We start from the raw sequence: 16,537 nt of genomic DNA on the forward strand, positions 1-16,537 counted from the left end.
GTTGGCCGGCACGCCCTCGGTTGTGTTCGACGCCGTGGCCCTGGTGCTGTCGGAGGCCGGTTGCGCCGAACTGCTGAAGGAAAGCGCGGCGGTTGATTTCGCCAGCAACGCCTTTGTCCATCTCAAGGCCATCGGCTTCACGGCGCAGGCCCAGCCTCTGCTCGACAAGGCCGGCGTGACGCCGGACGCGGGCGTGGTCGACCTGGGCGGCGGCGCCGACGCGTTCGTGCCGCCCGCCAGCACCCGCCAATGGGATCGCGAGCCCAAGGTCCGCACGCTGGCCTAACGGATGGGCCGCGCGCTGACCTCGGTCAGTGCGCGGCCGCCACCGCCAGGACTTCGTTGTCATCCTCACGTCATCGATCCGACATCGGGACGGAACGAGACCGTGACGCAGGCGTCACGCGCCAACCCTAAGGCCTGACCCAGCTTTAGAGGGGTGGCCGGGCCAATGATCGACAATCGCTTCACGACGAGTCTTTTCACGGGGCTGCTGGCCACGAGCGCCCTGGTCGCGCCGGCGTTCGCCTACGCCCAGGTCGCGCCCGACGCCGAGGCGGCCGATGTGGAAGAACTGGTGGTCACCGGTCAGCGGGAGGCGCAGAGAGCGGCCATCGCCGTGAAGCGCGAGGAATTCGTGGTGGCCGACGTGGTGTCGGCCGACGACATCGGCAAATTGCCCGACCACAACACCGCCGCGGCCCTGAGGCGCATTCCCGGCATCTCGGTCATGGAGGACCAGGGCGAGCCGCGCTTCCCGGTGATCCGCGGCCTGCGCTCGACCTACAACCGCACCACCATCGACGGCGCCCTGGTGGCTTCCGTGGACGAGAGCGGCCGGACTGTTCCCATGGACATCGTGCCCTCGGTGATGGCCGGGCGGCTGGAGGTCATCAAGACCGTCACGCCCGAGAACGACGGCAACGCCATCGGCGGGGTGATCAATGTCACCACCCGCAGCGCCTTCGACATGGGCCGGCCGTTCTTCAGCGGCATGGCGTCCTATGGCGACTATGAGCGCAGCGGCGGTGTGCGCAACGACAAGCCTTCGTACCGCCTGGCTTTCGCCACAGGCATGACCTTCGGCGATCAGGATCAGTGGGGCGTGGTGCTGGGGGCGTCCCACGAGCAGCTCGACTACGACATCCCTCAGGTGGAATCCCAGGACCCGTCGGTTCGCGAGTACACGGCGGCCGGCGCGCCGGTGGCCTCGGGCGCGCCCACCGGCAACGGCATCCAGGTGCCGACCTTCAGCCGGCTGTTCTGGTACAACAACACCAAGCAGCGCAGCGGCGTGAACGCCAAGATCGAATACCGGCCCAGCGACACCTTCCGCTGGGAAGCGGCCGGCCTTTTCGCGCGGATGGAGGACGACGAGGAGCGCATCGAGTATCGTCTCGAGCCGATCGGCAACGTCGCCAGCCAGACCCCCACCAGCGGCTTCTTCGCCCGGGGCCGGGGTGTCATCCAGCTCAACCAGCCGATCACCAAGCGCGAGATTTCCATGGCCCGCACGGGGGTCGAATGGGACCTCGCGCCCCAGTGGAAGGCGACCGGCGACCTGGTCTATTCCCAGGCCGCGCTCGAGATCCCGAACCACTCGGTGGAATTCAGGACCGTCGACGCCCAGGGCGCCAACTACGCCTTCAACTACAACACCACCAACCCGCTGTTCCCGGTCTTCACACCGCTGAACGACGCGGCCGCCCGCAATCCGGCCAACTACCTGCTGCAGCAGCATCGCGACGCGCTCACCGCCACCGATGAGACCACCGGCCAGGCCCGCTTCGACCTCGCCTACGATTCCGAAGGCGCCCTGAAGGCCAAGTTCGGCGGCCTGCTGCGGTCCACCAAGCGCGAGTTCGAGACCAGTCAGATCAACTACCGGGCCGGGACGGGCTTCCTCTACACCCTGGCCGAGGTGGATGTGCCCGGTCCCAGCGAACAGATCGCCGGCCGCTACCGGGTGGATCCGCGAATCGGCGCTGCCGAGGCCATGGCCTTCTTCAACGCCAATCGCGCGCGCTTCGTCACCACGGTGAACCCGCCCAGCGGCAACTACGAGGTCAAGGAGGACATCTACGCCGGCTTCGCCCAGGCCAGCTATGAGTTCGGCGACGTCACCCTGTTGGGCGGCGTGCGATATGAGCGCACCGAGGTGGAGTCCGACGCCGTGCGCAGCGTCGCGGGCGTCCTTTCGCCGGTCCAGAACTCCGGCGCCTACGACAACTGGCTGCCCAGCCTGCATCTGCAGTGGAAGCCGTTGGAGAACGTGGTCGTCCGCGCCGCCTGGACCAACACCATTGGCCGCCCGGACTATGGGTCGCTGGGGGGCGGGGAGACTCTCAGCTTCGACGGCAGCCAACCGACCCTCTCGCGGGGCAATCCCAACCTCAAGGCCCGCGAAAGCCAGGGCTTCGACCTGTCCCTGGAATACTATCCCGCCGACGGCATGATCTCCCTGGCGGTCTTCAGTAAGGACATCGAGAACGAGATCTTCACGCTGACCTCCGTTGAGACACTGGACGTGGGGCGAGGACCCGAGTCGGTGCGAGTCTCCACGCCGCGCAACGCCCAATCCGCCAAGATCAAGGGCCTCGAGTTCGCGGTCCAGCAGGCGTTCACCTTCCTGCCGTCGCCCTTCGACGGGTTCGGCTTCAACGGCAACATCACCTGGCTGGACACTGAGTTCACCTTCCTGACCTCGGCCGGACCGCGCGTCAGCGGCCTCTTCCAGCAGCCCGAGATCACCACCAACGAGTCGATCTACTATCAACGGGGTCCGTTCGAGGCCCGCGTCTCGCACAACTACATCGGCGGGCAGCTGGAAACGATCAACGACGCCAACCCCAACTCCGACCAGTATTGGAAGGGTCGACACGTCTTCGACGCCAGCATCTCCTGGCGTCTCAACGACCGCGTGAGCCTGTTCGCGGAGGGTCAGAACCTCTCCAACACCGGGCGTCAGGAAGTCACCGGGCCGGGCCGCCGCTACCTGCAGGAGTGGGCCAACTATGGCCGCACCTATTGGGTCGGCGCGGCGGTCAATTTCTAGGAGACCGGGATGCTGTCAGCTCTCCTCGCGGCGCTCGCGTTGCAGGCCGCCGAACCTCCGCAGCCGCAGGCCGAGGCGCCGTCGAGGCGGGCGCAGACCATCCGCCGCTATTCCAGCAACGCCCGCCAAGGCGTGGCCGTGGGGCCCGACGACATCTACGCCGTGAGCAACTGGGAGCTCGTGCGCTACGACAAGAAGACCGGTGAAAAGCGCGCCGCGTGGACCGGCGACCGCGCCCGGTTCCCGCACATCAATTCCTGCGCCGTCATCGCCCGGGACCTGGTCTGCGCCAGTTCAAACTTCCCCAGCGTCCCGCATGTCAGCACCGTCGAGGTCTTCGACCCACAGACCCTGGCTCACCGGCGCAGCATCGCCCTTGGCCTCGGTACGGGCTCCATCACCTGGGTCGACCGTCACGACGGGGCCTGGTGGGCGATGTTCGCCAACTACGACGGCAAGGGCGGCGAGCCGCCCCGCGATCATCGGCACACTGTCCTGGTCAAGTTCGACGACCAGTGGCGGCGCCAGGAGGCCTGGGCGCTGCCGGCGACCGTGCTGGCGCGCATCGCGCCCATGAGCGTCTCGGGCGGCGGCTGGGGCCCGGACGGGCGCCTGTACCTGAGCGGCCACGACCATCCGGAACTCTACGTCATGCGCCTGCCGGCCGGCGGCGGTGTCCTGGATCACCTGGAGACTCTCGGCATGGAGGCCGAAGGCCAGGCCATCGACTGGGACGAAACGCAGCGGGGCATGCTCTACGGCATCACCCGCCGCACGCGCGAGATCCTGGCCATGAAGGTGGATCTGGCGAACTAGGAAATTGGAGGCCTGACCGAGAATCGAACTCGGGTGCACGGATTTGCAGTCCGCTGCGTAACCACTCCGCCATCAGGCCGCCGCCGGCTTGTCGCCGGAGAGGGCGGATCGCTAACAGAACGTCCCGCCGGGGGCAATCTCTGCCGCAACCCTATTGCGTTACGGTTAAGCGCGCCGCTCGGCGGCTCCGTCGCATTGCCTTGGCCGGGCGCCCGGACCTATAAGCAGCGCAACGCAACCCGCCAGGAATCGTCCGAGGACCCATGGCCGCAGATTTCGCCGCCGCACGGCTGAACATGGTCGAGAGCCAGGTTCGCACCAACGATGTCACCGACGTGCGGATCCACGACGCCATGCGCGCCATTCCGCGCGAGCAGTTCGCCCCGTCCAAGGCCTATCAGGCCTATACCGACGCCGATCTGGAATATGCGCCGGGCCGGTTCCTGCTGCGGCCGCGCGAGGTCTCCAAGCTGCTCCAGGCGCTGAAGCCCATGCCGGGCGAGCGCGCCCTGGCCATCGCCGCGCCCTACGCCGCCGCGGTGCTGGAGGCGATGGGCCTGACGGTCGAACGCCTGGACGACGCCGGCCTGACGCCAGGCCCCGGCGCGAACTACGACCTCATCGTGGTCGAGGGCGCGGTGACCAAGGCGCCCACGGCCTGGACCGCGGCGCTCGGCCAGGGCGGCCGTCTGGGCGTGATAGAGCTCGAAGGTGTGAACGGAAAAGCCGCAATGTACGATCGCGCCCACGATGGCGTGGGCCGGCGCACCCTGTTCGACGGCATGGCCCCGGTGCTCGAAGGCTTTGAACCACAACATGGTTTCGCCTTCTAACCACCCTGTGAAACACACCCGAAACCTTGGCGTGAAAAAAGCTTAAGGTGACGCCCACTAGTCCGCGACGGTTTCGCCGGTCATATAGGGCGCGGTCTCTCTATGCCGTTCTCGGGGATATGCATGTTCAATAGTCGTCGCGGGGCTTTGCTCGCCGCGGTCTGCAGCGCGGGCCTCATCTGCGGCCTGGCCGTGGGTCCCGCCTCCGCCGAAACCCTGGCTGAGGCCATCGCGCTCGCCTACGACTCCAATCCCAACCTGCAGGCGCAGCGCGCCACGCAGCGGGCCTTGGACGAAAACTACGTGCAGGCGCGCTCCGGCTACCGTCCGACGCTCTCGGCGAGCGTCCAGGGCAACTACAGCGAATCTCGCACGCCGGGCGGCGTCCCCAACGCCGCGGGCGGCCGGACCTTCGGGCCCAACGAAGACAATTCCGGCTCGGCGGGCTTCAGCCTGACCCAGCCGCTCTACACGGGCGGCCGCACGGCCGCGGCGGTCTCGGCGGCCCAGGCCGACATCCTCGCCGGCCGCGAGAACCTGCGCCGGGTCGAGGCGCAGGTCCTGGCCACCGTCATCACCGCCTATGTCGACACCCGCCGCGACATCGAGGCCCTGCGCATCCGCGAGGAGAACGTCCGCGTCCTCCAGCGGCAGCTCGAAGAGTCCAAGGCTCGCTTCGACGTGGGCGAAATCACCCGCACCGACGTCGCCCAGTCCGAGGCGCGCCTCGCCGCCGCCCAGGCCCAGCTTTCCCAGGCCCAGGCCCAACTCGCCATCAGCCGCGCCAACTACGCCGCCGTGGTGGGCCAAAACCCTGGCGACCTGGCGCCCGAACCGTCCCTCGCGGCCCTGCTGCCCGGCGACGTGTCCCAGGCCTTCGACGTGGCCGAGGCCGCCAGCCCCCAGATCCGCACCGCCGAGTACGTGCAGCAGGCCAGCCGCGCCCGTCTCGCCGGCGCCCGCGCCGAACGCCTGCCCAGCCTCGCCCTGCGCGGCACCCTGGGCTGGAGCGGCCAGGCCGATCCGCTGGACACCGACGAGTATTCCCGCAGCATCACCGGCGCCGCCGTGCTGACCGTGCCGCTGTTCACCGGCGGTCTGACCAATTCGCGGGTCCGGGCGCAGATCGAACGCAACAACGCCGACCGCATCGGCGTCGAGACCGCCCGCCGCACCGTCCTGCAGGGCCTGACCCAGTCCTGGAGCCAGTTGATCGCCGCGCGGGCCAATATCGGCTCGACCGACGAGCAGGTGCGCGCCGCGCGGATCGCCGCCGAAGGCACGCGCCAGGAGCAGCAGGTCGGCCTGCGCACCACCCTGGACGTCCTGAACGCCGAGCAGGAACTGCGCTCCGCCGAACTGGCCCAGGTCAGCGCCCGGCGCGACGAGTACGTGGCCGCGACGAACGTCCTGGCCCAGATGGGCCGGCTGGAGGCGCCGAACCTGACGCCCGCCGTCACCCGCTATGACCCCAAGACCAACTTCTCCAAGCTCCGCTTCACTTGGGGATGGGTCCCCTGGGAAGAGCCGATCGCGCTGGTGGACGGCGTGCTGACGCCCAAGCCTGTGGAAAAGCCCATGGAAGCGGCTCCGGCGGCGCCGAAGTAGGCGCACTTCGACGCAAGACTTCGCCTGAGGCGCGAATACCCGCTTGCGCAGCTTGGTGGAAATTGCAGGATCACCCCCACGCGCCTACCGTGACGCGTACGGATTCTCATCTTCGCTCCAGCGACGGCCCAGCATATGTCCGACACGACTTCGCAAGAACCGACGATGGAGGAGATCCTGGCCTCCATCCGGCGCATCATTTCCGAGGATGACGCGCCCGCCGAGGGCGCCGCGCCGGCCGAGGAGGGTGAGCCTGAGGCCGCCGCCGAGCCCGGGATCGCCCTGCCGGAACCCGAGCCCGAGCCCGAGGACGACGGCGTCTTGGAGCTGACCGAAAAGGTCGACAGCGTCGGCGACCTGGACGTCTACACCCCCTCCGCGGAGCCCGACCCCGAGCCCGCGCCCGCGCCGATGGCGGCCTATTCCGCGCCTGAGCCGGCGCCGGCCTATGATCCCCCGCCCGTGCCGCCCGGCGAGGGCCTCGTGGGCGACATCGCCTCGGCCGCCGCCGCCTCGGCCTTCGGCAGGCTTTCGCGGACGATCCAGATGCCGGCCGAGGGCCGCACTCTGGAAGACGTCGTGCGCGAACTGCTTCGGCCCATGCTCAAGCAGTGGCTCGATGACAACCTGCCGCAGATCGTCCAGGCGACCGTGGATCAGGAAGTCGAGCGCATCGCCCGCGGCCGCTAGCCGCCCCGATCTGCTCGCGCCGACCCAATCCGCTCCTTCCCGAGACCCGGGGAGGGGCGGTTTTGACTCATCCCGCCTTCCGCTCGCCCGAGCGAAAATGTAAGCACGCCCTCGAAATGCTTGAAAAAAACTTCGATCCCAAAACCGCCGAACCGCGCCTCTACGCCGCCTGGGAGGCATCGGGGGCGTTCGCGCCGACGCAGGACCCGGCCGCCGAGCCGTTCTCCATCGTCATTCCGCCGCCCAACGTGACGGGCTCGCTGCACATCGGGCACGCGCTGAACAACACCCTGCAGGACGTGCTGACCCGGTTCGAGCGGATGCGTGGCAAGGCCGCGCTTTGGCTGCCGGGCACCGATCACGCCGGCATCGCCACCCAGATGGTGGTGGAGCGCCAGCTTGCCGCGGCCGGCAACCAGAGCCGCCGCGACATGGGCCGCGACGACTTCATCGCCAAGGTCTGGGAGTGGAAGGCCGAAAGCGGCGGGACCATCACCAACCAGCTGCGCCGCCTGGGCGCCTCCTGCGACTGGAGCCGTGAGCGCTTCACCCTGGACGAGGGTTTGTCGGCCGCCGTGCGCAAGGTGTTCGTCACCCTGCACAGGCAGAAGCTGATCTACCGCGACAAGCGCCTGGTGAACTGGGACCCGCAGTTCCAGACCGCCATCTCCGACATCGAGGTCGAGCAGCGCGAGATCGACGGCGCCTACTACCACTTCGCCTATCCGCTGGAAGACGGCTCCGGCGAGATCGTCGTGGCCACCACCCGGCCCGAGACCATGCTGGGCGACACCGCCGTGGCCGTGAATGGCAAGGACCCGCGCTACACCCACCTGATCGGCCGCGCCGTGCGCCTGCCCATCGTCAATCGGCCCATCCCGATCATCGCCGACGACTACGCGGACCCGGAAAAGGGCTCCGGCGCAGTGAAGATCACCCCGGCCCACGACTTCAACGACTACCAGGTCGGCAAGCGCAACAACCTGCCGATCATCAACATCTTCGACCCCCAGGCCCGCATCAACGAGAACGGGCCCAAGGACTATCAGGGCCTGGACCGCTTCGCCGCCCGCAAGAAGGTGGTGGCCGAGTTCGAGGCGCTCGGCCTGCTGCGCGAGATCGAGAAGACCAAGCACGCCGTCCCGCACGGCGATCGCTCGGGCGTGGTCATCGAGCCCTACCTGACCGACCAGTGGTACGTCGACGCCAAGACCCTGGCCCAGCCCGCCATCAAGGCGGTGGAGGAGGGGCGCACGGTCCTCGAGCCCAAGAACTGGGAGAAGACCTACTTCGAGTGGATGCGGAACATCGAGCCCTGGTGCGTCTCTCGCCAGCTCTGGTGGGGGCACCGCATCCCCGCTTGGTACGGACCCGACGGCAAGATCTTCGTCGAGGAGACGGAGGAGGCCGCCAAGGCCGCTGCGCGCGAGCACTACGGCCACGACGAACCCCTGCGCCAGGACGAGGACGTCCTCGATACCTGGTTCTCTTCAGGCCTGTGGCCCTTCTCCACCCTGGGCTGGCCGGACAAGACCGACGACCTGGCGCGGTTCTACCCGACCCACACCCTGGTTACGGGCTTCGACATCATCTTCTACTGGGTCGCCCGGATGATGATGATGGGCCTGCACTTCACCGGCGAGGTCCCGTTCAAGCGGGTGTTCTTCAACGCCCTGGTGCGCGACGCCAAGGGCGCGAAGATGTCCAAGTCCAAGGGCAACGTCATGGACCCGCTGGAGCTGGTGGACCAGTACGGCGCCGACGCCCTGCGCTTCACCCTGACCGCCATGTCGGGCCAGGCGCGCGATATCAAGCTCTCGACCCAACGCATTGAAGGCTATCGCAATTTCGGGACGAAGCTGTGGAACGCCACCCGCTTCACCCAGATGAACGGCTGCGCCCGGGCCGAGGGCTTCGACCCCGCCAAGGTGAGCGGCGTGCTCAACCGCTGGATCGTCGGCGAGACCGCGCGCACCGCCCAGACCGTCACCAAGGCCCTGGAGGGCTGCGGCTTCGACGAGGCCACCAACGGTCTCTATCGCTTCATCTGGAACACCTACTGCGATTGGTACGTCGAGCTCGCAAAGCCGCTGCTGAACGGCGCCGACGAGGCCGCCAAGGCGGAGACCCGGGCCACCGCCGCCTGGGTGCTGGACGTGATCCTCAAGCTGCTGCACCCGGTCATGCCCTACATCACCGAGGAGCTGTGGAACCAGACCGCCGACCTGGGCGCCCCGCGCGCCGAGGGCATGCTGATCACCGCCGAATGGCCCGTCCTGCCGTCCAGTCTGATCGACGCGGCCGCCGACGCCGAGATCGGCCTGGTGATCGCCTCGGTCAGCGAGGGCCGCTCCGTCCGCGCCGAACTCAACGTGCCGCCGGGCGCCAAGCCCGCCCTACTGGTTGTCGAGGCCACGCCCGCCCAGCGCCAGGTGTTCGAGACCAACGCCTCGGTTATCGCCCAGACCCTGCGCGTGTCCGAAGTCCGCTTCGAGGCCGCGATCCCGGAGGGCGCCATCCCCTTCGTGGTGGACGGCGCGACCCTGGCCCTGCCGGTCGCCGAGTTCATCGACCTCGCGGCCGAACGCGCCCGCCTGGCCAAGGAAATCGCCACCCACGCCTCCGACATCGCCCACGTGAACAAGAAGCTGGGCAACCCCGCCTTCGTCGCCAACGCCAAGGAGGAAGTGGTCGAGGAAAACCGCGAACGCCTGGCCGAGTCCGAGGCGGCGAAAGCCAAGCTGGAGAGCGCGCTGTCGAGGCTGGAAGCGGCGGGCTGACCCAGGCTTCCATAGCGCAGCTTTTCAGCGCAACCTGAGCGGGCCAGGGGGCGACGGGGGGCGTCGCCGACGACCGGGGTACGCGCGATGATGGATGCGTTGGGCGGGGTGTTGGCCCTGCTGCTGATGGCTGGCGTGGTGGCCGGCATATTCTATACCCTGATGAACCTGCGTCGCGCCGTGGAGGTGGTCGAACCGCTCTATCGCCCGGCGGACGTGACGCGACTGGCCCTCGGCTCGCTGCTGCTGCAGGGCCCGTTGCTGCGCGGGCTGATCCTTAAGCGCACGGCCAACCCATTTCGCGCCCGCTCGCCGGAGCCGGGTCTCGACATCGAGTTGGTCGCCGCCGCGGCTAAGCGCTTCGACGACGAGGACCAGGGGTACTGGTGGACCATCGCCGGCCTGACCCTGGCGCTGTTCGTCCTCAACAAGCCGGGAATTCTTCTCTTGCTCTGGCTGGCCGGCATCGCCGTGGTCAGTCTGCGCCGCCGCTGGCGGGTGCGCTTCGTGCTCGCGCCCCGCTTCACCGACGAACGTTATGATCCGCGCGCCCTGCGGCGCGAGCTGGGACTGGGCGAGGCGCCCGTGCGCGAGGGCGTGCCTGTCGTCTGCCATGGCGGCGGCGATCCCTTCGCGGGCCTTGGCGTCAACCTGGGCGGCTGGAACCTCGCCTTCGATCTCAACCGTCCCGCGCCGGGTTGCGACAACGTCGCCGGCCAGGTGACGGCCCACGAGATGGAGGCCGCCATCGACGGCGCGCTGTCGCGGCTGTCGCTTGAGGGCCTGCGCACCGAGGAGACCATGTTCGTGGGCGGCGGCGAGGCGGTGGCCGCCGGCGTCCAGGCTGATCGCTTCACCCGCCCCATGGCGCGCGCGCCGGAGGCCGCGGCCTCGATGTTCCGCCATGCCGGCCATCCGGGCGTGCGCGTCTACCGCGCCGCCTCGGTCACAGACTGGGCCGGGGAGCTGGTCTTCACGTTCCTCTATCGCTGCCAGGTGCGCGGTGCGGTCCTGACGGTCGAGGCGGCCCAGGTCGTGCTGACCCCTGCGGCTAGCGCCTACCGCGAGATCGACCGCCTGCGCGTCCAGGGCTTCTGGGAAAGCGTGCGCTGGTGGGGCGCGGCCGTCGCCCTCGTTCCCGTGGACCTGGTGATCGCCTTCATCACCATCTCGCGGCGGATCAACGAGGTCTTGCAGGAGGCGCTGTTCGGGGGCGTCGCCGGTCGCGAGCGCCGGGAGATCGAGGCCAATCCGGCGTACAATTACGGGGCGCTGTGGTCGCTGCGCAGCCACATGGCCGCCGGCGCCTTCGCGAGCTACTTCCAGAAGGTCGACGCGGCCCAGTATTTCCACGCCGTGAACCGACAGGCGCTTAACGCCGTCGCCGACCTGCTGCGCGCCAACGACATCGACACCGACGCCCTGGAAACCCAGTCGGCTCTGATCCAGAATAACACCGTGCAGATCACCGCCGCGCGCGACGCGTCGCTGTCGGGTGTCGCCATCGGCGCCGGCGCGCGCGCCAAGGGCGGCTTGGCCGCCATCGGGCGAGGTGCAGGCAAGGGAGCAAAGTCGTGAGCCGGGACAACCACATCAGCATCAACGCGGGGCGCGACGTCCGCATCGACGCCATGGCGGTGGGCGACAACGCCCAGGCCGCGGCGGGCACGACGGCCCAGGCCGCCCAGCTGGCCGCGAGCTTCGCCGAAATCCGCGCGGTCTTCGACAGGCTGGAGTCGGCTGGCCAGCTCACCCCCGACCAGGGCGAGCTGCTACGCGCCGACGTCATGGACGCCGAGCAGGCCGCCGTCGAGGCGCTCAAGGACGAGCGGGTGAAGGAAAATCTCACCAAGCGCCTGAAGCGTGTTGCGACTGGGGTGCAGAGCTTCTGCAAAGACCAGAACGACGTCTGGCGCGCGCTGGAGTCCGTCGCCTCGCTCTGCGCGATCCCCATGGCGCTGCTGGGCGTGCCGAAGATCTGATCGTGTCCGGAATGGGGTCTAGGGCCAAACACCCGTTTGCGCCTGACGCTAGGTTATGCCAGTTCACCTATCGAGACGCGGGCCCGTGAATCCGCGCGTGCATTAGGAGAACGCCCCATGACGCAGGCTGATCTGCCGGCCGGCTGGCCCGCCATGTCCATCGCCCAGGCCCACGCCATGATCACCTCTCCGGGCACGCCCGCCGAGATGGAGACCGTCGAGATTCGAGGCGTTCCCACCCGCACCTGGAAGAACCTGCCGCCGTCCCTGCGCTCCATCGTCGAGCTGGGCCGCGCCCACGGCGAGCGCATCTTCCTGGTCTATGAGGATGAGCGGGTCAGCTTCGAGGCCTTCTATCGCGCTGTGGCGGCCTTCGCCGCGCGCCTGGCCGCCGACGGCGTGGTCAAGGGCGACCGGGTCGCCCTGGTCATGCGCAACCTGCCGGAATGGCCGGTGGCCTTCTACGCCGCCGCCAGCCTGGGCGCCATCGTCACCCCGCTGAACGCCTGGTGGACCGGGCCCGAGCTGGAATACGGCCTCACCGATTCCGGGACCAAGGTGCTGATCGTCGACGCCGAGCGCTACGAGCGCATGACCGAGCACCTGCCCAACTGCCCCGACCTCCAGCGCGTCTATGTCAGCCGCGCCCGCGAGGAGATCGCCCATCCCCTGGTGACCAAGCTGGAGAGCGTGATCGGCGGCGCCAACGACTGGGCCGCCTTGCCGGACCAGCCGCTTCCGACCGTGGACATCGCCCCCGACGACGACGCCACCATCTTCTACACCTCCGGCACCACGGGTAAGCCGAAGGGCGCGCTGGCCACCCAGCGCGGGGTCAATTCCAACATCATGGCCGCCGCCGTCGCCGGCGCGCGCGCCTTCCTGCGCCGGGGCGAGGCCCCGCCCGTGGCCGATCCCAACGGCCCGCAGCGCTCGTCCCTGATCTCGGTGCCCTTCTTCCACGTCACCGGCTGTTTCGCGGTGCTGAACCCGTCGCTGGCGGGCGGCGCCAAGCTGGTGATGATGCACAAGTGGGACGTCATCCGCGCCTTCGAGCTGATCGAGCGTGAAAAGGTCCAGTCGGCCGGCGGCGTGCCGACCATCGCCTGGCAGCTCATCGAGCATCCGGCCCGCGCCAACTACGACCTCTCGTCCCTGGAATCGGTGGCCTATGGCGGCGCGCCGTCGGCGCCCGAACTGGTCCGCAAGATCAAGGAGACCTTCCCCAAGTCCGCCCCCGGCAACGGCTGGGGCATGACCGAGACCTGCGCCACCGTCACCACCCACGGCGCGGAAGACTACGCCAACCGCCCCGACAGCTGCGGCCCGGCCGTGCCGGTTTCCGACCTGGAGATCCGCGACCCCGCCGACGGCAAGACGGTGCTGGGCCCCAACCAGGTGGGCGAGCTGTGGGCGCGCGGTCCGCAGGTGGTGAAGAACTACTGGAACAAGCCCGAGGCCACCGCCCAGACCTTCGTCGACGGCTGGGTCCGCACCGGCGACCTGGCGCGCGTGGACGAGGAGGGCTTCTGCTTCATCATCGACCGCGCCAAGGACATGCTGATCCGCGGCGGGGAGAACATCTACTGCATCGAGGTCGAGAACGTCCTTTACGACCACCCCGCGGTGATGGACGCCGCCGTGGTCGGCATCCCGCACCGGACGCTGGGCGAAGAGCCCGGCGCGGTGGTGACGCTGAAGCCCGGCGCCTCGGCCACCGAGGACGAGCTGCGCGCCCATGTGGCCCAGCACCTGGCCGCCTTCAAGGTGCCGGTCCAGGTCCGGTTCTGGCATGAGACCCTGCCGCGCAACGCCAACGGCAAGATCCTCAAGAACGAGCTGAAGAAGCTGTTCGAGGAGGCGCAGGCCTCCGCCTGATGCCCCGCAGGCGCGCCGACGTCCTGCTGGTCCAGCGCGGCCTGTTCGATAGCCGGGCCAAGGCGCGCGCGGCCATCGAGGCGGGCGGCGTCACCGCTTCCGGCCGCGTGGTCGCCAAGGCCTCTGAGCCGCTGGACGAGGACGCCGAGGTCGTCGCCGTCGCGGCCCACCCCTATGTGGGGCGCGGGGCCCTGTAGCTGGTCCACGCCTTGGACCTCTGGCCCATCGCGACCGCCGGCCGCACGGTGCTTGACCTGGGCGCCTCGACCGGCGGCTTCACGCAGGTCTGCCTGGAACGGGGGGCCGCGAAGGTCTTCGCCGTCGATGTCGGACACGGTCAGCTTCATCCCAGCGTGGCGGACGATTCTCGGGTGGCGAACCTGGAGGGTGTCGATGCGCGCGGCCTCGACGCGGCCCTGATCCAGACTGCGCCGGACCTGATCGTCACGGACGTCAGCTTCATCGGCCTGGCCAAGGCCCTGCCGGCGGCGCTCGTCCTGGCCCGCGACGGCGCCGACCTCGTGGCCCTGGTGAAGCCCCAGTTCGAGGCGGGCCCCCGGGACGTGGGGAAGGGGGGCGTGGTCAGGGACGAGACTGTCCGCGCCCGCACCCTGGCCGAGGTCACCGCGTTCGTGGAAGCGTCCGGCTGGTCTGTCCAGGCCACGACCAACAGCCCCATCGCCGGCGGCGACGGCAATCGCGAATACCTGCTCTGGGCCACGAAAAAAGCCGCCGACCACTAGGTCGACGGCTTTCTCACGCTCAGTCGCCGGTACTAGTCGACGACCTGATAGTTGCCCTGGCCGTCCTGGCAGACACGCACGAAGCGCTTCTGAACCCGGCCGTCGGGAAGGTAGATGGGGCTTTCGGCCAGGGTGCAGCCGTCGGCGCCGGGGCGCTCGGTCACGTTGTAGGCCGTGCCGCGGCGGTCATAGGCATAGTCCCGATCGCGGTCGTCATAGCGATCGCGATCATACGAACCGGCATAGTAGCCCCCGTTCGAATAGCCGCTGGAGCCGTAGCGCGAGCCGTTGTCGTAGTCGCTCGACCGCCGCGAGGACTGGCAGGCCGCCGAGTTCGAACCCACCGCGCCGCCGGCCACCGCACCGAGCGCGCCGCCCAGCAGGGCGCCTTCGGTCCGCGCGTTGCGGGCCGCGGCGTTGGAGCCGATCACCGCGCCCAGCGCGCCGCCAATCAAGGCGCCGGCGGTGCCGCGGTTGGTCGTCGAGCGACGGCAGGGGTCGTAGTAGCCGCCGTTCTGGTCCTGGGCGTAGTAGCCGTTGGACTGCGCCGCGGCGAAGGTCGGGACGGTCGCGGCGGCCGACAGGGCCACCACACCGGCGACGCTGGCGAGCGCGCTCTTGGCGAAGTTGGAACGGAAGTTCATGTGATTATCCCCTCTCGATGATGTTGGCGGTCGCGTCAGGCGCGGCCGCTGGGCCGCCAGACGCCATCGCGCTCACGGCAGACTTCGAAGCTGCGATCGCGGCCAGAATCCTGCACCCAGCGGCAGTTGTTGCGCTGATAGGAGCTGCGCTTCATCCGCTTGGGATAGGACCCACACTTGACGTTGTTCTTGGCGATCTGGTGACCGGCGACCGCGCCGACCACGCCGCCGAGGACCGCGCCCTCGGTCTTGGCGCCGTTGCCCGCGACGCTGCCGCCGACCAGGGCGCCCAGCACGCCGCCGGCCACGGTGCCTTGGTTGGCCTTGCGGCGCTGCTCGGTCCGGCAGGGATCGCCCGAGCCATAGTTCTGGGCGGCGGCGAAGGTCGGAACGGCCATGGTGGAGGCCGCGACAGCAGCGGCGGCGGCGAAGGCGAGAACGCGGTTCATCGGTGGTCTCCAGAATTGGGTGAGGGGACGCCATGGCGTCACCTGCGATAGAGAGATTGGCGGAACGAACCTGAACGCTGCTTGAGTGCGTCGTTCATCTTCGTTCATGTGACGCTGCGCCTTGGCCCACATGGGTTGCGGCGCGAGACTCCTGAAAACGAGCTGGACCATGCGAAGTTCCCGGCGCTCGCCCCAAGGGCGGCCCCAGAGACGGCCACACTCCGATACGCCCGCGAGCCCGGCGCTCGAGGTCGTGATCGAAAGCGTAGGCGGAGAAGGGGACGGCATTGCGGCGGGACCGTTGTTCGCGCCCTTCACCCTGCCCGGGGAGCGGGTGCGTCTGGCGCCGGGCGGCGAGCGTCGCGATGTCGAGGCGATCCTGGACGCCAGCCCCCAGCGGGTCGTTCCGCCGTGCCCCCATTTCGGGGTCTGCGGCGGCTGCGCCCTCCAGCATTGGGAGCACGGCGCCTATCTGGACTGGAAGGTCGACCGGCTGCGCCGCACCCTGGCCCGCGAGCGGATCGAGACCGAATTCCTGACAGCCTTCGCCGCGGCCCCCGCGAGCCGCCGCCGCCTGGCCCTGCACGCGCGGCAAGGCCGCCGCGACGCCGCGCGCCTGGGCTTCAAGGCGCGCAAGTCCTGGGATGTGGTCGAGATCGAGGTCTGCTCCATCGCCGACCCCGCGCTCCAGGCGGCCCTGCCGGCCCTGCGCGCGCTGGCCGCGCCGCTGTTCGAGCATCCCAAGTCGGCGCCCACCCTGCACGTGACGCTCACCGCCACCGGCGTCGACGTCGAGATCACCGGGGTGGAGCGCAAGAGCGGCGGCCTGTCGGCCGACGCCCGCATGCGCCTGGCCGAGATCGCGGCGAAAGGCGACTTCGCCCGCGTCACCATCGACGGCGAGCCGGCCTATCTGGCCCGCCAACCCATGGTGCGCCTGGGCCCCGCCACAGTCGCCCTGCCGGCCGGCGCCTTCCTGCAGGCCGTCCCCGCGGCCGAGGCCGCCATGGCCGCCCTGGCGGTCGAAGCCTGCGCTGACGCGGGGAAGATCGCCGATCT

Annotated in this window: 13 protein-coding genes, 1 tRNA gene and 2 pseudogenes; 13 read left to right on the plus strand and 3 right to left on the minus strand. The window is 69.2% G+C overall.

Going from position 1 to position 16,537, the window contains the following annotated elements:
- The 3 genes and pseudogenes from RMO04_RS18515 to RMO04_RS18525 form a co-directional block, all read left to right on the plus strand.
- Window positions 1-286 (plus strand): annotated as a pseudogene (locus tag RMO04_RS18515) (catalase HPII); the annotation flags it as partial.
- A gap of 192 nt (window positions 287-478) precedes the next feature.
- A pseudogene (locus RMO04_RS18520) lies at window positions 479-3,055 on the plus strand (TonB-dependent receptor); the annotation flags it as partial.
- 9 nt (window positions 3,056-3,064) lie between these two features.
- Entirely contained in the window at window positions 3,065-3,871 is an 807-nt protein-coding gene (locus tag RMO04_RS18525; RefSeq protein WP_309646244.1) for a hypothetical protein, read from the plus strand.
- Between the two features lie 5 nt (window positions 3,872-3,876).
- Here RMO04_RS18525 and RMO04_RS18530 read toward each other — a convergent pair.
- Window positions 3,877-3,950: transfer RNA gene (locus tag RMO04_RS18530), tRNA-Cys, on the minus strand.
- Window positions 3,951-4,134: 184 nt separating this feature from the next.
- Here RMO04_RS18530 and RMO04_RS18535 point away from each other — a divergent pair.
- The 9 genes from RMO04_RS18535 (at window position 4,135) to RMO04_RS18575 (ending at window position 14,385) form a co-directional block, all read left to right on the plus strand.
- Window positions 4,135-4,704 carry a protein-L-isoaspartate O-methyltransferase gene (locus RMO04_RS18535; protein ID WP_309646245.1) on the plus strand — a complete coding sequence of 190 codons (570 nt, stop codon included), beginning with the start codon at window positions 4,135-4,137 and terminating at the stop codon, window positions 4,702-4,704.
- A gap of 123 nt (window positions 4,705-4,827) precedes the next feature.
- The gene (locus RMO04_RS18540; protein ID WP_309646246.1) at window positions 4,828-6,312 is read left to right on the plus strand and encodes a TolC family outer membrane protein; all 1,485 of its coding nucleotides are present in this window, start codon (window positions 4,828-4,830) and stop codon (window positions 6,310-6,312) included.
- A gap of 135 nt (window positions 6,313-6,447) precedes the next feature.
- Window positions 6,448-7,002: a DUF2497 domain-containing protein gene (locus tag RMO04_RS18545; protein ID WP_309646247.1), complete on the plus strand. Its 555-nt coding sequence runs from the start codon at window positions 6,448-6,450 to the stop codon at window positions 7,000-7,002.
- 116 nt (window positions 7,003-7,118) lie between these two features.
- A complete protein-coding gene (locus RMO04_RS18550; protein WP_309646248.1) occupies window positions 7,119-9,782 on the plus strand; it encodes a valine--tRNA ligase in 2,664 nt (887 codons plus the stop codon).
- An 87-nt stretch (window positions 9,783-9,869) separates the two neighbouring features.
- On the plus strand, window positions 9,870-11,360 hold the full coding sequence (locus tag RMO04_RS18555) for a hypothetical protein (protein WP_309646249.1): 1,491 nt from the start codon (window positions 9,870-9,872) through the stop codon (window positions 11,358-11,360).
- Complete coding sequence (locus RMO04_RS18560; protein ID WP_309646250.1) at window positions 11,357-11,764, plus strand: hypothetical protein; 408 nt, start codon at window positions 11,357-11,359, stop codon at window positions 11,762-11,764. The genes RMO04_RS18555 and RMO04_RS18560 overlap by 4 nt, the downstream gene beginning before the upstream one ends.
- A 117-nt stretch (window positions 11,765-11,881) precedes the next feature.
- Window positions 11,882-13,642 (plus strand): class I adenylate-forming enzyme family protein, encoded by a 1,761-nt coding sequence (locus tag RMO04_RS18565; protein ID WP_309646251.1) that lies wholly within the window; start codon window positions 11,882-11,884, stop codon window positions 13,640-13,642.
- Window positions 13,642-13,839, plus strand: coding sequence for a S4 domain-containing protein (locus tag RMO04_RS18570; RefSeq protein WP_309646252.1), 198 nt, complete (start codon window positions 13,642-13,644; stop codon window positions 13,837-13,839). The genes RMO04_RS18565 and RMO04_RS18570 overlap by 1 nt, the downstream gene beginning before the upstream one ends.
- 12 nt (window positions 13,840-13,851) lie before the next feature.
- On the plus strand, window positions 13,852-14,385 hold the full coding sequence (locus RMO04_RS18575; RefSeq protein WP_309646253.1) for a TlyA family RNA methyltransferase: 534 nt from the start codon (window positions 13,852-13,854) through the stop codon (window positions 14,383-14,385).
- A gap of 32 nt (window positions 14,386-14,417) precedes the next feature.
- Here RMO04_RS18575 and RMO04_RS18580 read toward each other — a convergent pair whose 3' ends face one another.
- Complete coding sequence (locus RMO04_RS18580; RefSeq protein ID WP_309646254.1) at window positions 14,418-15,029, minus strand: glycine zipper 2TM domain-containing protein; 612 nt, start codon at window positions 15,027-15,029, stop codon at window positions 14,418-14,420.
- Between the two features lie 35 nt (window positions 15,030-15,064).
- Window positions 15,065-15,478, minus strand: coding sequence for a glycine zipper 2TM domain-containing protein (locus RMO04_RS18585; protein WP_309646255.1), 414 nt, complete (start codon window positions 15,476-15,478; stop codon window positions 15,065-15,067).
- Window positions 15,479-15,731: 253 nt separating this feature from the next.
- Between RMO04_RS18585 and RMO04_RS18590 the strand changes: the two genes are divergently transcribed.
- A partial coding sequence (locus RMO04_RS18590) for an RNA methyltransferase (protein WP_309646256.1) occupies window positions 15,732-16,537 on the plus strand: 806 nt, incomplete at its 3' end.

This window comes from Phenylobacterium sp. (genome assembly GCF_031412415.1).
GTDB lineage: Bacteria > Pseudomonadota > Alphaproteobacteria > Caulobacterales > Caulobacteraceae > Phenylobacterium.

Bases quoted from the DNA above. Each gene is read 5' to 3' on its own strand.
- RMO04_RS18525 (WP_309646244.1), top strand. From the start codon at position 3,065: ATGCTGTCAGCTCTCCTCGCGGCGCTCGCGTTGCAGGCCGCCGAACCT.
- RMO04_RS18535 (WP_309646245.1), top strand. From the start codon at position 4,135: ATGGCCGCAGATTTCGCCGCCGCACGGCTGAACATGGTCGAGAGCCAG.
- RMO04_RS18540 (WP_309646246.1), top strand. From the start codon at position 4,828: ATGTTCAATAGTCGTCGCGGGGCTTTGCTCGCCGCGGTCTGCAGCGCG.
- RMO04_RS18545 (WP_309646247.1), top strand. From the start codon at position 6,448: ATGTCCGACACGACTTCGCAAGAACCGACGATGGAGGAGATCCTGGCC.
- RMO04_RS18550 (WP_309646248.1), top strand. From the start codon at position 7,119: ATGCTTGAAAAAAACTTCGATCCCAAAACCGCCGAACCGCGCCTCTAC.
- RMO04_RS18555 (WP_309646249.1), top strand. From the start codon at position 9,870: ATGATGGATGCGTTGGGCGGGGTGTTGGCCCTGCTGCTGATGGCTGGC.
- RMO04_RS18565 (WP_309646251.1), top strand. From the start codon at position 11,882: ATGACGCAGGCTGATCTGCCGGCCGGCTGGCCCGCCATGTCCATCGCC.
- RMO04_RS18570 (WP_309646252.1), top strand. From the start codon at position 13,642: ATGCCCCGCAGGCGCGCCGACGTCCTGCTGGTCCAGCGCGGCCTGTTC.
- RMO04_RS18580 (WP_309646254.1), bottom strand. From the start codon at position 15,029: ATGAACTTCCGTTCCAACTTCGCCAAGAGCGCGCTCGCCAGCGTCGCC.
- RMO04_RS18585 (WP_309646255.1), bottom strand. From the start codon at position 15,478: ATGAACCGCGTTCTCGCCTTCGCCGCCGCCGCTGCTGTCGCGGCCTCC.